General features: G+C 44.9%; 17 protein-coding genes and 2 pseudogenes. 14 read left to right on the top strand and 5 right to left on the bottom strand.

The genetic code is table 11. The annotated features are described in order from the left end of the window. Nucleotides 1-443: 443 nt before the first annotated feature. A complete protein-coding gene (locus AB8613_RS03200) occupies nucleotides 444-1,733 on the top strand; it encodes an NAD(P)/FAD-dependent oxidoreductase (RefSeq protein WP_372384471.1) in 1,290 nt (429 codons plus the stop codon). Nucleotides 1,734-1,843: 110 nt separating this feature from the next. Here the strand turns inward: AB8613_RS03200 and AB8613_RS03195 are convergent, their stop codons facing one another. The 4 genes and pseudogenes from AB8613_RS03195 to AB8613_RS03180 all read right to left on the bottom strand — a co-directional run bounded on the left by AB8613_RS03195 (nucleotide 1,844) and on the right by AB8613_RS03180 (nucleotide 7,409). Beyond that, on the bottom strand, nucleotides 1,844-2,389 hold the full coding sequence (locus AB8613_RS03195; RefSeq protein WP_372384470.1) for a GNAT family N-acetyltransferase: 546 nt from the start codon (nucleotides 2,387-2,389) through the stop codon (nucleotides 1,844-1,846). A 151-nt stretch (nucleotides 2,390-2,540) separates the two neighbouring features. After that, nucleotides 2,541-3,308: a peptidoglycan binding protein CsiV gene (locus tag AB8613_RS03190; RefSeq protein ID WP_372384469.1), complete on the bottom strand. Its 768-nt coding sequence runs from the start codon at nucleotides 3,306-3,308 to the stop codon at nucleotides 2,541-2,543. A gap of 62 nt (nucleotides 3,309-3,370) precedes the next feature. Beyond that, a pseudogene (gene mfd, locus AB8613_RS03185) lies at nucleotides 3,371-6,833 on the bottom strand (transcription-repair coupling factor). A 6-nt stretch (nucleotides 6,834-6,839) separates the two neighbouring features. Further along, nucleotides 6,840-7,409 carry a PilZ domain-containing protein gene (locus tag AB8613_RS03180; protein WP_372384468.1) on the bottom strand — a complete coding sequence of 190 codons (570 nt, stop codon included), beginning with the start codon at nucleotides 7,407-7,409 and terminating at the stop codon, nucleotides 6,840-6,842. 227 nt (nucleotides 7,410-7,636) lie between these two features. On the opposite strand from AB8613_RS03180, the gene lolC reads away from it, so the two are divergent. The 3 genes from lolC to lolE are packed head-to-tail and all read left to right on the top strand — an operon-like array spanning nucleotide 7,637 to nucleotide 10,775. After that, a complete protein-coding gene (lolC, locus tag AB8613_RS03175; RefSeq protein WP_372384467.1) occupies nucleotides 7,637-8,845 on the top strand; it encodes a lipoprotein-releasing ABC transporter permease subunit LolC in 1,209 nt (402 codons plus the stop codon). Next, the gene (lolD, locus tag AB8613_RS03170; RefSeq protein WP_372384466.1) at nucleotides 8,838-9,530 is read left to right on the top strand and encodes a lipoprotein-releasing ABC transporter ATP-binding protein LolD; all 693 of its coding nucleotides are present in this window, start codon (nucleotides 8,838-8,840) and stop codon (nucleotides 9,528-9,530) included. The genes lolC and lolD overlap by 8 nt, the downstream gene beginning before the upstream one ends. After that, nucleotides 9,531-10,775, top strand: coding sequence for a lipoprotein-releasing ABC transporter permease subunit LolE (gene lolE, locus AB8613_RS03165; protein WP_372384465.1), 1,245 nt, complete (start codon nucleotides 9,531-9,533; stop codon nucleotides 10,773-10,775). A 231-nt stretch (nucleotides 10,776-11,006) separates the two neighbouring features. Here lolE and AB8613_RS03160 read toward each other — a convergent pair whose 3' ends face one another. Continuing rightward, the gene (locus AB8613_RS03160; protein ID WP_060982848.1) at nucleotides 11,007-11,519 is read right to left on the bottom strand and encodes a DUF2062 domain-containing protein; all 513 of its coding nucleotides are present in this window, start codon (nucleotides 11,517-11,519) and stop codon (nucleotides 11,007-11,009) included. Between the two features lie 17 nt (nucleotides 11,520-11,536). Here AB8613_RS03160 and AB8613_RS03155 point away from each other — a divergent pair. From AB8613_RS03155 to lapB, 10 genes and pseudogenes are all read left to right on the top strand, one after another. Continuing rightward, nucleotides 11,537-13,866: pseudogene (locus AB8613_RS03155) on the top strand (DNA internalization-related competence protein ComEC/Rec2). 31 nt (nucleotides 13,867-13,897) lie between these two features. Further along, the gene (msbA, locus tag AB8613_RS03150) at nucleotides 13,898-15,646 is read left to right on the top strand and encodes a lipid A ABC transporter ATP-binding protein/permease MsbA (RefSeq protein WP_146491839.1); all 1,749 of its coding nucleotides are present in this window, start codon (nucleotides 13,898-13,900) and stop codon (nucleotides 15,644-15,646) included. Between the two features lie 14 nt (nucleotides 15,647-15,660). Beyond that, complete coding sequence (lpxK, locus tag AB8613_RS03145) at nucleotides 15,661-16,668, top strand: tetraacyldisaccharide 4'-kinase (protein ID WP_146491840.1); 1,008 nt, start codon at nucleotides 15,661-15,663, stop codon at nucleotides 16,666-16,668. Further along, on the top strand, nucleotides 16,649-16,828 hold the full coding sequence (locus AB8613_RS03140) for a Trm112 family protein (RefSeq protein WP_004736429.1): 180 nt from the start codon (nucleotides 16,649-16,651) through the stop codon (nucleotides 16,826-16,828). Before lpxK ends, AB8613_RS03140 begins: the two co-directional genes overlap by 20 nt. After that, on the top strand, nucleotides 16,828-17,574 hold the full coding sequence (kdsB, locus tag AB8613_RS03135; protein WP_146491841.1) for a 3-deoxy-manno-octulosonate cytidylyltransferase: 747 nt from the start codon (nucleotides 16,828-16,830) through the stop codon (nucleotides 17,572-17,574). Before AB8613_RS03140 ends, kdsB begins: the two co-directional genes overlap by 1 nt. Before the next feature lie 293 nt (nucleotides 17,575-17,867). Further along, complete coding sequence (gene cmk / locus AB8613_RS03130) at nucleotides 17,868-18,548, top strand: (d)CMP kinase (protein WP_017060237.1); 681 nt, start codon at nucleotides 17,868-17,870, stop codon at nucleotides 18,546-18,548. 106 nt (nucleotides 18,549-18,654) lie between these two features. After that, nucleotides 18,655-20,325: a 30S ribosomal protein S1 gene (rpsA, locus tag AB8613_RS03125; protein WP_010439921.1), complete on the top strand. Its 1,671-nt coding sequence runs from the start codon at nucleotides 18,655-18,657 to the stop codon at nucleotides 20,323-20,325. A 120-nt stretch (nucleotides 20,326-20,445) separates the two neighbouring features. Further along, nucleotides 20,446-20,730: an integration host factor subunit beta gene (gene ihfB / locus AB8613_RS03120; RefSeq protein ID WP_010439923.1), complete on the top strand. Its 285-nt coding sequence runs from the start codon at nucleotides 20,446-20,448 to the stop codon at nucleotides 20,728-20,730. 129 nt (nucleotides 20,731-20,859) lie between these two features. Beyond that, nucleotides 20,860-21,132, top strand: a complete 273-nt coding sequence (locus AB8613_RS03115; protein ID WP_010439925.1) for a LapA family protein — start codon at nucleotides 20,860-20,862, stop codon at nucleotides 21,130-21,132. A gap of 12 nt (nucleotides 21,133-21,144) precedes the next feature. Continuing rightward, nucleotides 21,145-22,320 (top strand): lipopolysaccharide assembly protein LapB, encoded by a 1,176-nt coding sequence (gene lapB / locus AB8613_RS03110; RefSeq protein WP_060982844.1) that lies wholly within the window; start codon nucleotides 21,145-21,147, stop codon nucleotides 22,318-22,320. Nucleotides 22,321-22,344 lie beyond the last annotated feature (24 nt).

The following is a 22,344-nucleotide window of genomic DNA, read 5'->3' as shown; positions in this document are numbered from 1 at the left end:
TTTTGTATCTGGATAACAAAGGTTACTATTGATGATGCTATCGTAGCCGCTATGTTAGCGAGCTTGCGCAAACGTTAACTATTTTGTGGCGAATCCTCATTGTGGGTAAGGATTTTTGTTGCGGTCATCTTTTTGCTATATATAATGTTCCCAAGCAAAATATTTTGACAAATATCAAAAAAAATTGAGAGCGAGTGAAAAACTTGCCCATTATTTGCGCTCTATCTCTCAGCTAGACGCCTTTTTTATCCATGTGAGCAAAGCGACAAACGAATGTTTGTTGTTTGTAATCCCTCTAACTACTCGGTGAGCTGTCGTTATTCTTTTTCGCGGTTATCCAATATGTCACAGCCTTATCAACAAGGCCGAGTAGATACATAGAATTTATCGGTTGGAGTAATCGAGCCGAGCCCCATTTATTCATTTTGTAGAGGATTGTCATTGTGACAAAAATTATCGTAGTAGGCGGCGGTGCTGGTGGTTTAGAACTAGCAACTAAGCTAGGCCGCACTTTAGGTCGTAAGAAACGTGCCCAGATCACTCTGGTAGACCGTAAAGCAAGCCACCTATGGAAACCATTACTTCATGAAGTAGCAACTGGCTCACTGGATGAAGGTGTTGATGCATTAAGCTACCGCGCGCACGCAAAAAACCATTACTTCGATTTCCAAATGGGCAGCCTGAACGATATCGATCGTGATCGTAAAGTGATTGCATTGAGTGAGTTGACCGACGAGCACGGTGAACTGCTGATGCCAAGCCGTGAACTTGAATACGATATTCTTGTTATGGCGCTAGGTTCAACGTCGAACGACTTCAACACTCCAGGTGTTCGTGACAACTGTATTTTCCTTGATAGCCCAGAACAAGCGCACCGTTTCCGTACTGAAATGAACAACCAGTTCTTAAAGCTTCATGCTAAGAACGGTCAAGGTACGGTAGACATCGCGATTGTTGGTGCAGGTGCGACAGGTGTTGAGCTTTCTGCAGAGCTACACAACGCAGTTAAAGAGCTTCGCACCTACGGCTTCGGTGATCTAGATTCAAGCAAGCTGAATGTTAACCTTGTTGAAGCAGGTGAGCGTATTCTTCCAGCGCTACCTCCTCGAATTTCAAGCGCTGCACATTCTGAGCTAACAAAGCTTGGTGTGAACGTTCGTACTAATACTATGGTGACTCAAGCTGATGCTGATGGTCTAACAACCAAAGACGGTGATAAGATCCCTGCTCAAATCATGGTATGGGCGGCAGGTATTAAAGCGCCGGACTTCATGAAAGATATCGGTGGTCTTGAGACTAACCGTATCAACCAACTGGTTGTGAAAAATACGCTGCAAACGACACTGGATAACAACATTTTTGCTATCGGTGACTTGGCACAATGTACCCAAGCTGATGGTTCATTTGTACCACCACGTGCACAAGCGGCTCACCAAATGGCAAGTTGTGCATTCAGCAACATCATTGCTAAGTTGAATGGTCGTGACCTGAAAGACTACATCTACAAAGACAAAGGCTCGCTGGTTTCACTAAGCCGTTTCTCTACAGTAGGTAGCTTGATGGGTAACCTGACCAAAGGTTCGATGATGGTTGAAGGTCGTATTGCTCGTGTGGTTTACATCTCTTTGTACCGCATGCACCAGATGGCGCTTCACGGCTTAATCAAAACATCACTGATGATGTTGGTTGGTCGTATTAACCGTGTACTTCGTCCAAACCTAAAGCTTCACTAATCAGGTAAGCCCTCTAAGGGGCTTACGCTGATAATAAAAAAGAGCTCTTCGGAGCTCTTTTTTGATCGTGTCGATTACGTGCTATCGCTGGTTGCAAACTAACTAAAGCGTTAAGAGGTTGGAGGTAGCACAGAATAAACCACGCCATCTTTTGGCTTACCGTTAAACAGAAATCGATTCTTGGCAATGGTTTCTCTTTCGGCTCCACACTTCTCTATCAGCTTTTGGCTGGGTAAGTTCTCGGTATCACAGACAATCTCTAAACGCGTTAACTTCAGTTGTGCGAAGCAAAATTCGAATAGGGCTAGCATCGCTTCTTTGGCGATCCCTTTTCTTTGAAATTCATCACCAACCCAATAACCTAAACTCGCCATATTAAAGGTGTGGTAAAGCTCATTGACCGCCACCATGCCGACAAGTTTATCGCTTTCTCGCTCAAAGATACCAAAGCCAAACGCGTCGGCTTTGACCCAATTTAAACGAGTTGCCAGAATGAATTTTTCTGCTTCGACGATAGAAAACTCATCGTGGCACCAGTCGACCCATGGCAGCAAGCTAGGGGAGGACTTGATGAGCTGTGAAAACTTTTGAGCATCGGAAGCTTCAATAATCTTCAGACTGAGGTTTTGTGTGTTGATCTGAAATTCAGGGCTCATAGGGTGTACCAATTAAATTTATAAGTACCTGCTGAAAGTAGCCAGCACTTAATAAAACGCCCTCACAATGGAGGGCGTTTTGAATGATTAATATGAGTATAGCTTGGGCGCCAACAGAGTAACTGGTTCAGTCGCTATATCTCTGGGCTGGTTACTGAGCGACGCGACGAACTTGAATCACCATGCCAAGAAGCGGGTGGTCAAGGTAGTGAGTTTCTGTACTGCGCATACGACGTTTTTGGTCCATGCGGTAGCTCTTAAGGAACTCTTCCACTTCAACGGTTGGAGAGATTTCGGTTAGATTACCCACCTGGACATTGCTTTCGGCACCGCTTACTGGTGAGTCTAGCTCGATTTGTTGTTCTTGTAGAGTGACTTCACGAACGCTTGGTGCTTTTAAATCTAGGGTCGTTTCAGCATATAGGTAGTGCTGTACGTAGATTTGCAGCTTACCGTCTAATTCGTAGAGTGGCTTATCAATAGTCTCTTCTTGGAAGCCATCGGCATTTGCTGTAGTTACTGCACCTTTCTCAGAACCGTCAGCATTAAACTGTTTAGAGAAGTCTTTACCTGCTTGAATGTGGAAAACAGGTGCTGAGCTCTTACCTTGGTCACCTTGACGCCAAGCCGTATGCATCAGGACTTCAAAGCCTGCGTGTTTACGTAGCTTGTCTTTCTGAGGTGTTAACTTGTATTCCGAGTAAGGAAGCATTTTTACGCCTTTCTTTGCTCGGTATTGGGTGTCTTGAAATGAACCAACGCGTTCAAGCGAAATCTTTGGCTGTGTATTTGGCCAAGACTCATTCACTTTCTCTGCATCAACTGCGCGCTTGAAAATGATCACTTCTATATCAAATTGTCTCTGCGCCAAACTTGGCAGTGAGACGAACAATAGTAGCAGTGGGATCAGTCTTTTCATTTTTACTCCGTCTTCCAGCCGAACTACCGGCCGGATAATTTATATGTGCAGTGGATTGGGTCTTATGCTGAAGGCAGCAAGTTTTGTCTGAATTCGCCCAATAAATCACTAACAAATTGAATTCGTTTCCGTCTGTCGACCAATGGTATCGTAAACTTGAACTTTGTTGGTCCTTCCATTGAAAACTTTTGCGGTTGAGATTGCAACAGTTTAACAAGGTAGGCCGGGTTTATGTCAGCATCCGGGTAGAATTCTAAGAATCCACCCTTATCGTGCGCTTCAATTTTCTTCGCTTTGATTGACGCCGCGGCTAATTTTAGCTCAGAAACTGACAACAAGTTCTTGGTTGCATCAGGCAGAAGGCCGAAGCGATCAATCAGCTCGACTTTCAACTCGGCCAATTCGTCGGTGTCACTCACACTCGCAATACGCTTATAGGTAGACAAACGTGTATTGATGTCTGGGATGTAGTCATCAGGCAACAGTGCAGGCAGGCGCATCTCAATTTCAGTTTGTTCACGCAGTAGGTCATCAAGTGATGGCTCTCGACCTTCCTTCAATGCTTCAACCGCTTGTTCAAGCATTTCCATGTACAAGGTGAAGCCAACCGACTGGATTTGACCACTTTGCTCATCGCCTAACAGCTCACCTGCACCACGAATCTCTAAGTCATGGGTTGCTAGCGTAAAGCCTGCACCTAAGTCTTCAAGTGAAGCTATCGCGTCTAATCGCTTGACGGCATCTTTTGTCATTGCTTTCGGGGGAGGTGTTAGCAAGTAGGCATAAGCTTGGTGGTGAGATCGCCCCACACGCCCACGCAATTGGTGCAACTGTGCTAAACCAAGGTTATCGGCTCTGTCCATTAAGATGGTATTGGCTGTGGGTACGTCGATACCGGTTTCGATGATGGTTGTACACACTAGCAAGTTAAAACGCTGGTGGTAGAAGTCATTCATGATGCGTTCCAGTTCGCGCTCTCGCATTTGGCCATGAGCCACGGTAACGCGCGCTTCTGGAATCAGCTTCTGTAGTGACTCTGCTGTTTTCTCAATCGTGTCGACTTGGTTGTGCAGGAAGTAAACCTGACCACCACGCATAATTTCACGCAGCACCGCTTCTCTGACGATCGCATCATCACTCTCGCGAACGAAGGTTTTAATTGCCAAGCGTCGTGCTGGTGGAGTTGCGATGATCGACAGATCGCGCATGCCACTCATCGCCATATTCAGCGTTCGTGGGATAGGCGTTGCGGTTAGCGTGAGGATATCCACATCGGCACGCATCGCTTTCACTTTCTCTTTCTGACGTACACCAAAGCGGTGTTCCTCATCGACAACCAGCAAGCCAAGGTCTTGGAATTTGATTTCACTCGAAAGCAGCTTATGAGTACCCACCAAGATATCGACTTTACCGTCAGCGACATCTTGCATGATCAATTTCTGTTCTTTAGCTGATTTAAATCGCGACAGAACTTCGACACGTATCGGTTGGTTCGCGAAACGGTCTCGGAAGTTTTCAAAGTGTTGCTGAGCAAGTAGCGTCGTTGGTACTAACACAGCCACTTGTTTGCTGTTGTCGGTACATACGAATGCCGCGCGCATCGCGACTTCGGTTTTACCAAAACCAACGTCACCACACACTAAGCGATCCATGGCTTTTGCTTGGCACATATCCGACATAACAGCATTGATTGCCATCGCTTGGTCGTCGGTTTCTTCAAAAGGGAAGCCAGATTTGAAGGTTGCGTATTGGCCTCGATCCAATACAAACTTGTAGCCAGGCTTAAGCTCACGTTTAGCGTAAACATCAAGCAGCTCGGCTGCAACGTCACGGACTTTCTCTGCGGCACGCTTACGAGCTTTCTGCCATGCTTCACCACCTAACTTATGCAGTGGTGCAGAATCTTCAGCGCCGCCAGAGTAGCGCCCGATTAAGTTCAGAGAAGCAACAGGTACGTATAACTTGGCATCATTTTGATACTCAAGCGTTACGTATTCGGTTTTCATGCCACCCGCTTCAAGTGTTTGCAGGCCGATGTAGCGACCAATACCATGGTCAATGTGAACAACAGGTTGACCCGGTTTAAGCTCCGCTAAGTGACGGATTACAGTATCGCTGTTTACGCTTTTCTTATCTTTCTTACGGCGTTGAATAACACGATCGCCTAATAGATCGCTTTCACAGATAAGGGTGATGTTTTGTTCTTCGTGGATAAAACCATGTTCAGCGGAACCGAGAATCAGGCTGAACTTGTCTTTCGCTTTAATGGCCGCATCGAGGTTTTCAACTTCGCTTGGTCGTACTTTAATACCACGAAGCAGTTCACTCAATGCTTCACTGACGACCTTCTGATTCAACCGAAAATACCACTTTGCCATCGAAGGCCTCTGTGAACTTTCTTAGGTTTGCGAGTGGTTCTTTATTTTGATGCTGAACGCTTAGGTCAGGTAATGACACGACAGGTAAGTTAGTGCGGCCTGCTTTCTCTTCAATCGAATCTAGGCTTAGGTTGACCTGTGGCTTCTGTTTGAAGTGAGCGAACAGCTCGTCTTTTTTCAACCAAAGTTGTTCAGGTGTCAGTAGTGGTCGTAGTGGGTCAACGCCACGTTGCTCGTATCGGTGAGCGACATCAGCAAGGAACGAATCAACAGCGGTTTCTACGTCACCAAGAACCAAGAGTTGCGCTTCATCGGCAACATAGTCAAAAAGCGTTTCTGTGTGATCGAAGAATAGCGGTTGCCAATACTCAATACCAGCCGGCCATGTGCCTTTAGATACCTGCATGTAAACCGATTCTGGTTCGCGGCGGGCATCAAACTGTTGGCGCCAACGAATACGGAAATCTTCAATTGCCGTTTCCGAGGTTGGAAATTCGTGAGCAGGTAACAGGCGGATCTCAGAGATATCTTCGATAGAACGTTGGTTTTCAGGATCGAAGGTACGAATGGTATCGATCTCATCATCGAAGAAGTCGATACGATATGGGTCTTTACTGCCCATCGGGAACAGGTCAAGAATCGAACCTCGGCTTGCGTACTCGCCCGGGCCAAATACCTGATCAACGTAACGATAGCCAGATTTTTCAAGCTGCAGGCGCAGTTTCTCTAGTGAGTAAAGATCACCAGTTTTCACCATTAGAGTGTGCTGTAGCAAGAAGTCACGTGGTGATTGGCGCTGGAGTAGCGTGCTGATCGGCACGATCGTGATGCCGTCTTTTAAGGTCGGCAAGGCATAAAGGCGCGCGATACGATCAGAAATGATCTCTTGGTGTGGTGAGAAGCTGTCGTAAGGCAAAGTTTCCCAGTCTGGGAATAGTGCAACTTCACTCGCCGTAAACTGTTCAATTTCAGATTGCAGCTTGAGTGCGATTTGTGGATCTGGCACAGCAAGTACAGTATGACTGTTGTGTTGCTCTGCGAGTTTAGCGATAGCAAGAGCGAGAGACGAACCAACAAGGTTACCAATGTGCTTTTTGTCACCGGCTCCTTTGAGGGTTGGTAGGGTAAAAATAGATTGTTTGGTCATGTTAATTTACTTGTTATCTCGGTCTAGAGAGCGTTGACGTAAGAGCTTTTGTTGTTGATGAAGTGCAGCCTTGATCAGCAAGTCTTGGTCAGTATCACGAAGATGAGCATATTTAAATTTGATTTCGAAGCCTGAGTCTTTAGGTTCGCTAGCGAAGACTTCCGCGTAACAATAAATAGCGGCGGCAGGGTGCTCGATGAAGAGCTTGGCTTTTACTAAGCGACCCGCTTCGATATCTGTTTTGGAAAAACAAGAGAACTGACTCGCGCCAAATGAATACGTGTGGGTACGAAATTGTTCATCATCTTGTTGCGACAACATAAAGCTCAACAAGAGGTTTAATTTAGAGTTCTGTGCATCCAATAAACTGGTGACATTCTTCAAGTCGCTGTTTTTCAGTTCAGCACGAGCACTGTCAGCTAGCAGATCCAATTGGCTAAATTCACTTGCCACTACAAACGGGGCTGGGATCTCAGATTCGAATTGAATTTGAGAAGGTAAAGTGAAGCCGCTGTCCATTGGTTCAATATTCGCGGTAAGGCTGTGGTGAACGGTGAAAAACTCTTGTTCTGTCATGCGTTAGTTCCTTGAAGTGATCTATTGATTATCGCTATGTGGCCGCAGTAATCAAGGTCAGTTAATTGAAAGTCTCAAATAGTTGTTTGAAATTTGGCTATTTGACAAGGTTCTGTTTTTCAAGCCTAACTAATTGAGTTAATTCACTCTATATTTTCAATTACCCCCTACACAGTAACAGCAATACCCGTTACATTAACCCGCATCCCTTTTAGATGGTTCAAAGTATGTTTCATCCTATTTCGTTGTTTGTTGGCCTACGTTATTTGAAAGGCCGTTCAGGTGATCGCTTTAGCCGTTTTGTTTCTTATATGTCGACGGCAGGTATCACCATTGGCGTTTTGTCTTTGGTTACTGTTTTATCGGTAATGAATGGATTCGAAGCGCAGTTAAAAGACCGAATTCTTGGTGTTCTTCCTCAAGCGGTGGTTTATGAACAGGGCGGTACCACCTCTCTTTCTGCTCAAGCGCCTAATTTTGCAGAGCAAATCTCGCTTAATGGCCACGTTGAACCAATTGTCCGCAGTGAGGCGGTAATTCAAAGTCCTGCCCAGTTATCTGCAGGGCTGTTAATCGGTATTGAACCTAATTCTGATGACCCTCTTCAAGACCATCTAATTGCAGGTCGATTGTCTTCACTTAAAGCGGGGCAATACCAGTTGTTCCTCGGTCATACCTTGGCGAGAAACCTAAAGGTATCTATGGGGGATAAAGTTCGCCTGATGGTGACCAGCGCTAGCCAATACACACCGCTCGGACGTATTCCAAGCCAACGAAATTTCACCGTTGCTGGTATTTTCAATACGGGCTCTGATATCGATGCTCAATTGATGGTGACCGATATTAAAGATGCTGGGCGTTTGATGCGCTACAAATCAGGTACCATTTCAGGCTGGCGACTGTTTTTTGATGACCCATTTGAAGTCGCAGATTTATCGAATACCCCGTTACCGGAAGGTTGGGTGTGGAGCGATTGGCGTGACCAACGTGGCGAGCTTTTCCAAGCTGTTCGTATGGAAAAAAATATGATGGGCTTGATGCTGGGTCTCATCATTGGTGTGGCGGCGTTTAATATTATTTCTGCACTGATTATGGTGGTGATGGAGAAGCAATCAGAAGTGGCTATCCTTAAAACCCAAGGCATGACCGATGGTCAAGTGATGGGGATATTCATGGTTCAAGGCGCAAGTAGCGGCGTGATTGGTGCCCTATCAGGTGGCGTGTTAGGCGTTGCTCTAGCGATGAACCTCAATACTATTTTAGAGGCGATGGGTGTTGCTCTGTTTTCATTTGGTGGACAGTTGCCAATTTTAATTAACCCAATTCAAATCGCCGTTGTTGTGGTTCTGGCTATTGCACTTAGCTTGATTGCCACTGTATTCCCATCTTATCGTGCATCGTCTGTGAAACCTGCTGAGGCCCTTCGTTATGAGTAATTTTCTTCAATGTAATGATATCCGTAAAACGTACCGTGAAGGCTCGTTAGATACTGAGGTTCTCAAGGGAGTCAGCTTTGAAATCGAAAAGGGTGAGCTAGTCGCTATCATTGGTACCTCTGGTTCCGGTAAGAGTACGTTATTGCATATTTTAGGGGCATTGGATGATGCGTCTGACGGCAGCGTGAACTTTCTCGGACAAGACTTAGCATCTTTGAGCTCAAATAAGCAGGCGAAGCTTCGCAACCAGCATCTTGGCTTTGTTTATCAATTCCATCATCTTCTTTCGGACTTTTCAGCGTTAGAAAACGTGGCAATGCCGCTGCTGATTGGTGGTGAAAAGCCAGCTAAAGCAAAAGAAGAGGCGCAACGTCTGTTGGATAAAGTTGGATTGAGTCATCGTGTTGACCACAGACCTTCAGAGCTTTCTGGTGGTGAGAGACAACGTGTAGCGATTGCGCGAGCTTTAGTTAATAAGCCGGCTTTGGTGTTGGCGGATGAACCAACAGGTAACCTCGACCACAACACAGCACTGTCTATTTACGATTTAATGCGTGAATTGAACCGCGAATACGATACCGCTTTCTTGGTTGTAACCCATGATGGCGAACTTGCTGGCAAGATGGACCGTCAACTGCACATGCAAGATGGCTTGTTGGTTAACGTAGAAAAAGAGGAGAGCTAAGTGTTTTCTTCTTTATCTCTATTGATAGGCGGCCGCTTTAGTCGTGCTAAACAACGAGACAAGATGGTGTCATTCATCTCTTTGTCTTCGACGATTGGTATTGCGGTCGGTGTAGCGGTGATCATTATTGGCTTGTCGGCCATGAATGGGTTTGAGCGTGAGCTTGAATCGCGCGTGCTTTCTGTTATCCCACACGGTGAGTTTGAGGGCGTGAATGAACCAGTCACTCGCTGGGAACATGTGATTGAACAGTCCGAGAAACACGACAAGGTTGTGGCCGCAGCGCCTTATGTGAAAATTACAGCGCTCGCTGAAAAGGGCAAAGAGCTGAAAGCGATCGAAGTGCGCGGTGTTGATCCTAAGCGTGAGCAAGAAGTATCAAGCCTGTCTAAGTTTATCGATAAACAAGCTTGGAGTGAATTTAAGGCAGGACAACAGCAGATCATCTTGGGCTCAGGTGTCGCGAATGTGCTCGGTGCGAAAGTCGGCGATTACCTAACCCTGATGATTCCAACTGTGAATGGAACGGTGAAGGTTCAAGCGCCAAAACGAGTTCGAGTCAAAGTGGTTGGTCTGCTGACTCTTAATGGCCAGATTGACCACAGCTTGGCTTTGATCCCTCTTGGTGATGCTCAGGTTTACGCAAACCTAGGTGAGGCGGTAACAGGGGTTTCTTTGAAAGTAACCGATGTACTGAATGCCAACTCGATTGTGCGTGAAGTGGGTAATCAGCTTGATGTGTATGTTTACCTACGAAGTTGGCAACAGAAGTTTGGTTTCTTATATCGAGATATCCAACTGGTTCGCACCATTATGTATCTGGTGATGGTATTGGTTATTGGCGTGGCTTGTTTCAACATAGTTTCGACCTTAATGATGGCAGTGAAAGACAGAGCATCAGAGATCGCAATTTTAAGAACAATGGGCGCATCAGACGGCCTTGTGAAGCGCATCTTTGTTTGGCAGGGCGTATTCTCAGGCGTGTTAGGCAGTTTAGTGGGGAGTGCGATCGGCGTGTTGGTGGCACTTAATCTCACCACGCTTATCAAAGGGCTTGAGAAGTTGGTCGATCACCAGTTCTTGTCGGGTGATATCTACTTTGTCGACTTCTTGCCATCACAACTGAATATGATGGATGTAATTGTCGTTTCAGGAACTGCGATTGTGTTGAGCTTGCTGGCAACATGGTACCCAGCATCACGAGCGGCGAAGTTAAACCCAGCCTCGGTGCTTAGTTCAAAGTAATGCTCGAAGCCATGGTCTAAGTAATACGCCCTGTAATTATTCGCGATATATAAACGGCGTAAACAAAAAAGGATCCCTGATGGGATCCTTTTTTATTGAATTCAATTCGTGTTGTTTGCGACTTTGGTTACATACCAATATTGCAGAGTTCTGTTGTTCATCTGACTTTAACTTGTGTGTGTTTTAAGTAAGGCACATACAAGGATAGATTGGATAACAAGGAAAAGTTGTTCAGTACCTTGCTTGTCGCTTCTTCCAACTTCTTACTACTGAATAGCGCCATAAGCCGCGGATACCAAAGTAGCCAATCATCGCTGAAGCCACGCCACAAATCATACACCCTAGCAGGAATGGAGGCCCGATGGTGCTCATTTGCGCCAAGATGAAGTCCCAAGACAGTTCGAAATGAAAAGCTTGAGGTGGCACATGCATAACAAAAGCCCCAACTTTATAAGCAAAGTAGAAGAGAACGGGCATGGTAACTGGGTTACTGATCCAAACAAGTGCGACAGCCAAAGGTAGGTTAACGCCGCATGCGACAGCAAGGCCTGCAGACATAATCATTTGGCTTGGTAGAGGGACAAACGCCATGAATAACCCAACAGCGAACGCGCCGGCCGCAGAGCGACGATTAAGGCACCATAAGTTGGGGTTGTACAAAACATTGCCAAAAACTCTCAATGCTTTCTGACGCTTGATTAGCTCATGGTCAGGCATAAATCGTTTGATAAACTTTCTTGGCATAGGAGGAAGCTACTCTCTTGTTTAACACTTGGTTCTTGATTTCATTTGCTGCGACAGTTGTGTCTGCCAGCTTTTGGCCTGTGATGCCACATTGGGTTTGGGCATCATTGATGCTTTTGTTACTTATAGCATCAACAAAGTATAGCGTTTTCCGGAGTGCAAGAGGTCCAGTAACAGCATTGATACTAGTTATTTGCCTTGGGAATACAATTGAAATACAGACAAGTCGATTATTTCAATCCGGGCAGAATACTACCATAAATGCTTCGGTTGTTAGCCTTTTTAGTGAAAATAGCCACGGTTTTGAAAGTGTAATAGTAGCCAGATCAATTGGCGGCGAAAAATTAATCTTTCCTCAATTGATAAAATTACGATTATTTACTCCTTTTAAGTTAACGCTCGGAGATGACGTCTACTTATCTGCGTCCATAAAGCCGGTATGGGGCAAACTCAATGAAGCGGGCTTTGATCTAGAAAAGTACTTGTTTAGTTCCGGCGTGGTTGCCAATGCAACTTACAGAGCCGATACCAAATATCGGATTCACTCTAGCACGAGCTTGCGATCTCAGTGGTTTGAAACCAGCCTTGGAAGGTTAAGCCAGCTAGAAAACAAAGACCTCATTATGGCTTTAAGTTTTGGCTATCGAGCTCTAATTAATCCTCAGCGTTGGGATTTGCTTAAAAGTAGTGGCTTGATCCACTTGATGGCTATCTCGGGGCTCCATATTGGGATTGCCTTTGGTATTGGTTATCAGGTCGGAAAGATATTCAGGTTACTGTCACCTTCATTTCTTTGGTTACCCACAATATTCGGGCTCGGTTTAGCCTATTTCTATAGTTGGTTTGCTGGATTCACGCTACCTACATTAAGAGCTTTGGTGATGTGTGTCATCGCAAGTTACTTTTTATGGCGTGGACAAAATATCAGTTTGCTCCGATATGTTGGTTTAAGCTTGTGCGTGGTTCTGCTGATTTGGCCATTTTCAGCATTGTCGAGCAGCTTTTGGTTGTCATTTGGCGCGTTGGGCGCCGTTCTTTATATTGCGTTGAATAGTCAGCCATCCTATTCAAACTCAACATTTATCGACCGAGCACTACAGCTCTTCAAGATTCAGCTAATGCTGACATTCCTGATTACACCGTTTTCGATGCTGTTCTTTAGCGGAGTTAGCTTAGTCTCTGTTTTCTACAATTTACTCCTTTTGCCTTGGATATCGATGGTGACGATCCCGCTGTTGTTTTTGGCAATGTTTCTCAGCTTAATATCGGAGTCAGTGTCTGGCTTGGTTGGTATAACAGCGCTAGATAATGGTTTGGTTAGTCAGCTGTGGAAGTTGGTCGACTTGTCGCTTGAGCCTCTCGTATTTAGCCTTCCTTTCTCTGAGCCATTTTGGATTCAAGTCGATAATCATGTGATTGCGCTATCTGTATTCCTTATTTTGTTTTTGGGTTTTGTTAGTCGATATCTCAAGAGAACAGTATCGATATTGGTCATTGCAGTATTTGTGCTGTGGTGGGAATTCGGCAAACCCCAGCAAGGAAAATTAACCATAGATATATTAGATGTCGGACATGGGTTGTCTTTGGTATTGGAAAAGAACAATCAAGTCATTGTTTACGATCTTGGTAATGCATGGCCAGAAGGTTCGGTTGTCGAATCCTTGTTGATTCCTACTTTGAATCAGAGGGGGATTTATGAATTAGAAGGCGTGATTGTGAGTCATTTTGATTCTGACCATGCTGGTGGCTATCCGGCGTTACTTGAGAGCTACGCTCCTAAGTGGATAAGAACCAGTCAGAATATTAATCAACAAACACAATATACCACTCAAACTCAGTCAAATATTCAAGCATGTACTATTGGAGAGGCTTGGAACTGGCAAGATCTTTTTTTGAGGTGTTGTGGCCTCCCAAACAAGTGAAGAGGGCGTATAACCCACATTCGTGTGTGGTCAGGCTCTCGGCACCCAGTTTAGAGTTTTCGATGTTACTCACTGGTGATATTGAACTGGTAAGTGAGTGGTTACTAGCTCGTGAAGGTGAGCAGCTCAGGAGTGATGTAATGCTTGTTCCGCATCATGGTAGTGACTCGTCGTCGATTAAACCGTTTATTGAGGCCGTGTCACCTCAGCTAGCGATAGCTTCTTTGGCCAAAGGCAATCAGTGGGGAATGCCGAGCAGATCTGTTGTGGGACGTTATCAGGAAGCAGGGAGTACCTGGCTTGATACTGGAGAAAGTGGACAAATAACCATCACTCTTAGTGAAGAAGGTTGGCAATATCATACGATTAGAGAACAACAAGGCAGGCAGTGGTATAGGCAGATGCTTCGTAAGGGAGTAGAATAGATAGATTATTGTGAGAAAATTAAGCGATTCTATGTCAACACAAACAGATGAAACTACCTGGGTCACATTTAAAAGACTTTGGACTTATATTCGACTATATAAGGCCGGCCTTGGTGTTGCGGTTATTGCGCTTATTATAAATGCCGTCTCTGATACTTATATGATTTCCTTACTAAAGCCGTTACTTGATGAAGGCTTTGGTAATGCTGAATCTGACTTTTTACGCACGCTTCCAATCATTATCTTTGCCATGATGTTCATTCGTGGTGTCAGTGGTTTCGTCTCAACCTATTGCTTGAGCTGGGTTTCTGGCAATGTGGTTATGGAAATTCGTCGCAAAATTTTCAGTCATTTCATGCACATGCCTGTTTCTTTCTTCGATAAAGAACAGACAGGTGCGCTGCTATCTCGAATTACTTACGATTCTGAGCAAGTGTCTGCCGCGACGAGTAAAGCGCTAGTCAGCATTGTGCGTGAAGGTGCAAGCATTATTGGCTTGCTAACATTGATGTTCTGGAACAGCTGGCAGTTGTCTTTGGTTCTATTTGCGGTTGCTCCTCTTGTTGCGTGGGCGATCAGCATTGTATCGAAGCGATTTAGAAAGATTTCTAAAAACATGCAAACTAGCATGGGCCACGTTGCTTCTTCTGCGGAACAAATGTTAAAAGGCCACAAGGTGGTTCTTACTTACGGTGGTCAGGATCTAGAAAAACACCGCTTTGACAAAGTAAGTAACCAGATGCGCCAACAAAGCATGAAGTTAATCACCGCTCAAGCCGCTGCTAACCCGATCATTCAAATGATCGCTTCGGTTGCGATTGTGGTGGTTCTTTTCTTGGCGAGTGTCGACTCTATCAAAGCAGAACTAACGCCGGGTACATTCACTGTTGTGTTCTCTGCAATGTTTGGTTTGTTGCGTCCACTAAAAGCGCTAACTAACGTAACGTCTGAATTCCAACGCGGTATGGCAGCAAGTACCACGCTATTTGGTTTGATGGATCTAGATACAGAACAAAACAAAGGCACGTTGAAACCTGAAACCGTAACCGGTGAAGTTGCAGTAAAAGATGTGACGTTTACTTATGATGGTGCAGAGAAACCAGCACTTGATAAGGTGAGTTTCAATATTCCGAAAGGTAAGACAGTCGCACTTGTCGGCCGTTCAGGTTCGGGCAAGAGTACCATCGCTAACCTGTTTACTCGTTTCTATGACGTCGATTCGGGCTCTATCGAATTGGATGGACACGACATTCGTGATTACGAATTGAGAAACCTACGTGAGCACTTTGCTCTTGTTTCTCAAAATGTTCACCTGTTTAACGATACGGTCGCGAACAACATCGCGTATGCCGCAGAAGAGCAATATACTCGCGAACAGATTGAACACGCAGCCAAGCTTGCTCATGCGAGTGAGTTTATCGAAGGCATGGAAAATGGCATCGATACCGTTGTTGGTGAAAATGGCGCAAGCCTTTCTGGTGGTCAAAGACAGCGTATTGCGATTGCACGCGCTCTATTAAGAGATGCACCTGTGCTGATTCTTGATGAGGCGACGTCTGCATTGGATACTGAATCAGAGAGAGCGATTCAGTCTGCATTGGAAGAACTACAAAAAGATAAGACTGTATTGGTGATTGCTCACCGTTTATCTACTATCGAGCAAGCCGATGAGATCTTAGTGGTTGATGATGGCCAAATTGTAGAAAGAGGCGCGCACGCAGAACTAATCGCACATGATGGCGCTTATGCGCAGTTACACCGAATTCAATTCAGTGGATAAGATTAGGTCTTGTTGTGATCGAAAAGATTTGGTTTAACAATCACCCTTTGAAATATCTTCTCTGGCCGCTATTGTGGCCACTGAGTCTGCTGTTCAAAATGATCAGCGGTCAACGTCGTGACGCTTATCTATCGGGGAAGAAAGAAACCTACCGTCCACCACTGCCAGTAATTGTTGTTGGTAATATTACCGCTGGCGGTAATGGTAAAACACCAGTTGTGATTTGGTTGGTTGAGATGTTGCAAGCTAACGGCTTTAAACCAGGTGTGGTGTCGCGAGGTTATGGAGCTAAAGCGCCAAGCTATCCACTCGTACTAGATGAAAATACACCAGCCGAATATTCGGGTGATGAACCTCGTTTGATTCGAAAGCGAACTGGTTGTCCTGTTGCGGTTGACCCTGTACGGGCGAATGCAGTAAAGGCTTTGTTGAGTGAAGGTGTTAATGTCATCATCACTGATGATGGTCTCCAGCATTATGCGCTTGAACGTGACATTGAATTTTCAGTTATCGATGGTGCAAGACGTTTTGGTAATGAGTGTTTGATTCCACTCGGTCCATTACGAGAGCCAGTATCACGTTTGGATGATGTAGATTTCTTGATTAATAATGGCGGAAAGGAGCAAGGGCGAGAGTTTTCAATGTCTTTGCAACCAAGCCAAGCTGTGAATCTAAAAACTGGTCAGAAAATATCGGTAGCAGAACTGCAGAAGCTTGTGGCTTTTGCTGGAATAGGTCATCCGCCACGCTTTTTTAAAACATTAAACGATCTTGATGGTGATGTGGTTTTCACACAGGGCTTCGCCGACCACCAAGATTTTGATAAAGATGAACTTCATGCCTTAGCTAAGAAAGGCATGAATCTGATTATGACAGAAAAAGACGCTGTAAAATGCGAGGAATATGCTCAAGACAACTGGTGGTATCTTCCAGTTTCTGCGCAGTTTGATGAAGGTTCGCAACAGCAAATTTTAAAAAGAATAAAAGAGGTTATGGAATACTATGGATCACCGTCTACTTGAGATCGTTGCTTGCCCTGTATGTAAAGGTAAACTAACTTTTGACAAGGATAAGCAAGAGCTTGTTTGTAAAATTGATCGCCTTGCTTACCCAATTAAAGAGGGTATTCCTGTTCTTTTAGAACCTGAAGCTCGCACCGTTTCTATGGATGAGGGTAAGTAATGTCTTATACGGTTGTTATACCTGCAAGATATCAATCGAGCCGTTTACCAGGAAAGCCACTTGCTGACATTGGTGGCAAGCCGATGATTCAATGGGTATACGAACAGTCAATGAAGGCGGGTGCCGATAACGTTATTATCGCTACCGACGACGCTCGAGTTGAAAAAGCGGCTAAAGCATTTGGTGCGACCGTTTGTATGACATCACCGAATCATGAGTCAGGCACTGAGCGCCTAGCTGAAGTGATTGAAGTTATGAATATTCCTGATGATCATATAATCGTGAATGTTCAGGGTGATGAGCCACTTATCCCACCTGCGATCATTAATCAGGTTGCGAACAATCTTGCGAACAGTACTGCTCCGATGGCAACGTTAGGTGTGGAAATCACTCATGCTGATGAAGTGTTTAACCCTAACGCCGTTAAAGTTGTAACCGATAAAGACGGTTATGCCTTGTATTTCAGCCGAGCAACCATCCCTTGGGATCGCGATGCTTACGCGAACAACGGTACTGCAGCGGAATCTCCTTTGCTGCGTCATATTGGTATCTATGCTTATCGAGCGGGTTTCATCAATACCTACATCAACTGGGAACCAAGTACTCTTGAGCGTATTGAGTGCCTAGAGCAATTACGAGTGCTTTGGTACGGTGAAAAAATCCATGTAGATGTTGCGGCTGAAGCACCAGCTGCTGGTGTTGATACGCCTGAAGACCTTGAAGCGGTTCGAGCTATTATTGGCTAAGCTTCTTTGAGCGACTACTTCTTTGCTCTACAAAAATGCAAAATCATGAGCCTTGCTTGTTGCGAGGCTTTTTTCTATCTATCGAAAAGTACGCTATCGAAAAGCGGATGCGTGTCTGATTGACCTAAGCAAACGGATATTGAGTCGGTTGCATTGGTTTATGCATCATCAACACGGAATTATCTGAGATTTACCTCGCTCGACTTTCAATTTTTCTCTATAATATGCCGCCTATAAAGTAGTGGCGAATCGCTAGTACAGAATAAAACTTACGACAAAACGTGGAGTAAAAGATGCCTTCTCAAAGCCCAGTGATTACGGTTGATGGACCAAGTGGTGCAGGTAAAGGTACCCTGTGTATGTTGCTAGCAGATAAGCTAGGCTTTCATCTTCTAGACTCAGGCGCGATCTATCGCGTATTGGCTTTAGCGGCAATTCACCATGGTGTGGATACTGAATCAGAAGATGCTTTAGTACCGCTTGCTACACACTTAGACGTGCAGTTTATTGCTGAAGGCGACTTAGTTAAGGTTATACTAGAAGGTGAAGATGTGTCTGGTGAACTTCGTAAAGAAGAGACGGGCATGGCGGCTTCAAAAGTTGCTGCTTTACCTCGCGTTCGTGAAGCACTGCTTCGTCGTCAACGTGCATTCAGCGCCGCGCCTGGTTTGGTTGCAGATGGCCGTGACATGGGAACGGTTGTGTTTCCTGAAGCTGAAGCGAAAATATTTTTAGATGCAAGTGCTGAAGAGCGTGCGAGTCGCCGCCTTAAACAGTTGCAACAGAAGGGGTTAGATGTTAAATTTGACGACCTTTTGAGCGAGATCCAAGAGCGAGACGATCGAGATCGTAATCGCCCAGTGGCGCCACTTCGCCCAGCAGAGGATGCTCTAGTGCTTGACTCCACCTCAATGAATATTGAGCAGGTAGTAGAAAAAGCACTACACTATATTGAATCGAAACTGGCTGGGTAATTTCGCCGAGCTAGTACGAACGTTGGTCGCAAGGATGATGACCGGCGAATTTATCAACCCCATGCGGTAGGATACCCATGGACGTTTAATTATTGAAGATTAAATAATGACTGAATCTTTTGCTCAACTCTTTGAAGAGTTTCTATCTGAAACTGAATTCCAACAAGGCAGCATCGTTAAAGGTACTGTAGTAGCTATCGAGAACGGTTTCGTTCTTGTAGACGCTGGTCTTAAGTCTGAATCTGCTATCCCTGCTGAACAATTCAAGAACGCTGCTGGCGAACTTGAAGTTGAAGTTGGTGCTGAAGTAGACGTAGCTCTAGACGCTGTTGAAGATGGTTTCGGTGAGACTCAACTTTCTCGTGAGAAAGCTAAGCGTCACGAAGCTTGGATCGTACTTGAGAAAGCTTGCGAAGAAGCTGAAACTGTTGTTGGTATCATCAACGGTAAAGTTAAAGGCGGTTTCACTGTTGAACTTAACGGTATCCGTGCTTTCCTTCCAGGTTCTCTAGTAGACGTACGTCCTATCCGTGACACTGCTCACCTAGAAAACAAAGAGCTAGAGTTCAAAGTAATCAAGCTAGACCAGAAGCGTAACAACGTTGTTGTTTCTCGTCGTGCTGTTATCGAATCTGAAAACAGTGTTGAGCGTGACGAACTTCTTGAAACTCTACAAGAAGGTACTGAAGTTAAAGGTATCGTTAAGAACCTTACTGACTACGGTGCATTCGTTGACCTTGGCGGTGTTGACGGTCTTCTACATATCACAGATATGGCTTGGAAGCGCGTTAAGCACCCATCAGAGATCGTTAACGTTGGTGACGAAATCCTAGTTAAAGTTCTTAAGTTCGATCGTGAGCGCACTCGTGTTTCACTAGGTCTTAAGCAACTAGGCGAAGATCCATGGGTAGCAATCGCTAAGCGTTACCCAGAAGGTCACAAGCTTTCTGGTCGTGTTACAAACCTAACTGACTACGGCTGCTTCGTTGAAATCGAAGAAGGCGTTGAAGGTCTAGTACACGTTTCTGAAATGGATTGGACTAACAAGAACATCCACCCTTCTAAAGTTGTTAATGTTGGCGACGAAGTTGAGGTTATGGTTCTTGATATCGACGAAGAGCGTCGTCGTATCTCTCTAGGTCTGAAACAGTGTAAAGCTAACCCATGGCAGTCATTTGCAGAAATGCAAGCTAAGGGCGACAAAGTTACTGGTAAGATCAAGTCTATCACTGACTTTGGTATCTTCATCGGTCTAGAAGGCGGTATCGACGGTCTAGTACACCTATCTGACATTTCTTGGAACGCTGCAGGCGAAGAAGCTGTACGTGAATACAAGAAAGGCGACGAAATCTCTGCTGTTGTTCTAGCAGTAGATGCAGAGCGTGAGCGTATTTCTCTTGGCGTTAAGCAAATGGAAAACGACCCGTTCAACGCATACGTTGCTGACAACAAGAAAGGTGTTCTTGTAAACGGTACTGTTACTGCAGTTGACGCGAAAGGCGCTACTATCGAGCTAATCGAAGGCGTTGAAGGTTACATCCGCGCTTCTGAAGTTTCTCGCGACCGTATCGAAGATGCATCTCTAATCCTAAGCGTTGGCGACAGCGTTGAAGCGAAGTTCACTGGTGTAGACCGTAAGAACCGCGTAATCAACCTATCTATCAAAGCTAAAGATGAAGCTGATGAGCAAGAAGCAATGGCTTCACTGAACAAGTCTGAAGAAGGCGCGTTCGGTAACGCAATGGCAGACGCATTCAAAGCTGCTAAAGGCGAATAATAGCTTCTCATTAAGAGAATTATAGCTATCTAGCCAAGAAAGGAGCCGTAAGGCTCCTTTTTTTTGCTTATTTTTCCGATAGGTCTATAATTTCTAAAAAGAAAACCAACGAGGGTAACTATGACTAAGTCTGAATTGATTGAAAGACTATGCGCTGAGCAAACGCATCTTTCTGCAAAAGAAATTGAAGACGCTGTAAAAGACATTTTAGAGCACATGGCTTCAACACTAGAAAGTGGTGATCGAATCGAAATTCGCGGCTTTGGCAGCTTTTCTCTGCATTACCGTGAGCCTCGTGTTGGACGTAATCCTAAAACTGGTGACAAGGTTGAGTTGGAAGGCAAATACGTTCCTCACTTTAAACCAGGTAAAGAGCTACGTGAACGAGTAAACTCAGGACTGTAGCCTACTTATCGGAATTAAGAAAAGCGGCATACTATAATGTATGCCGCTTTTTTATGACCATAATATGGTGGTCTGATTAGTAATTTTCCTGCATAATCGTACAGCTAACTAACCAATGAGTGATGAACTATGAAAATTATAAAAATAGTCGCCGTTATCGCACTTTTCCTAATTGCACTGGCTTTAGGCTCTCAAAACCAAACAACTGTGAATTTCAACTATCTGCTAGCGCAAGGTGACTTCCATCTATCAAGTTTACTAGGCGTTGTGTTCGTTTCAGGCTTCGGCCTTGCTTGGTTAGTCTTTGGCAATATGCACATGCGGTCTCAGCTAAAAATTCATCGCTTGAAGAAGCAACTCAATAAGCAATCAAAGCAGGTCGCTGCTGATACTAAAGCTTAAAGGCTATATTTGATGTTAGAGTTACTGTTCTTACTTTTGCCCATCGCAGCCGCTTATGGTTGGTATATGGGTAATCGTAATGCTCAGCAAGAAAAACAAAAGCAATCACACCAGATCTCCCGTCAATACGTGACGGGTTTGAACCTATTACTGTCAGACCAATCTGACAAAGCGGTTGATCACTTCATTGAACTACTTCAAGTAGACAATGAAACCATTGATACTCACTTGGCTTTGGGCAACTTGTTCCGCTCAAGAGGCGAAGTCGACCGCGCTATTCGTATTCACCAAAATCTTATCTCCCGCTCGGGGCTTACTCTCGACCAGAAAAATCTCGCACTGCAACAATTAGCTAAAGACTACATGGTCTCTGGTTTTCTTGATCGCGCCGAAAAAATCTTTGAACAGCTTGTAGAAGAACCCGACCACAAAGAGGGTGCTTTGCAGCAGTTAGTTGCTATTTATCAGCAAACTCGAGAGTGGAATAAGGCTATCCATTACGGAAATATCCTCGTTAAGCTTGGTAAGAAGAAAATGAAGATGCGTGCGACAGTAGCGCATTTTTGGTGTGAACTTGCGATGCAGGAACAAGCTGATGGCAATCGCTCAAAAGCACTTCAGCACTTCAAGAAGGCGCTTTCTGAAGACCCTAAATGTGTCCGTGCCAGTATTGCTTTAGGTAAGTTCCACTTAGCGAATGAAGATTACCAAAAGACAATTGATTGTCTGGAGTCGGTACTCGAACAAGATATCGATTTTATTAGTGAGGTGTTGCCAACCCTTGCTGAGTGTTACCACAAACTTGGGCAAGAAGCGCTACTGGTCGAGTTCCTTAAAGCGTGTATCCAGAATAAAGCCGGTGTATCCGCTGAATTGATGCTTGCTCAGTTGGTCGCGCATCATGAAGACATTGGTTCTGCTCAAGAGTTACTGACCAAGCAGCTTGTCAAAAACCCAACTATGAAAGGTTTTTATCGATTAATCGATTATCACCTAGCAGAAGCCGAAGAAGGTCGAGCAAAAGAAAGTTTAACTACGCTTCAATCTATGGTTGGTGAACAGCTTAAGGTTAAGCCTCATTATCGTTGTCGTCAGTGTGGATTCTCAACACACTCAATGTATTGGCACTGCCCTTCATGTAAGGGGTGGGGAACGATCAAGCCTATTCGTGGGTTGGATGGTGAATAGATTTGTGGTCATTAAAAGACCAAA

The organism is Vibrio sp. BS-M-Sm-2 (genome assembly GCF_041504345.1).
In the GTDB taxonomy this organism is placed as follows: Bacteria; Pseudomonadota; Gammaproteobacteria; order Enterobacterales; family Vibrionaceae; genus Vibrio; species Vibrio satsumensis.
This window is presented reverse-complemented; position numbering and strand designations above follow the sequence as displayed.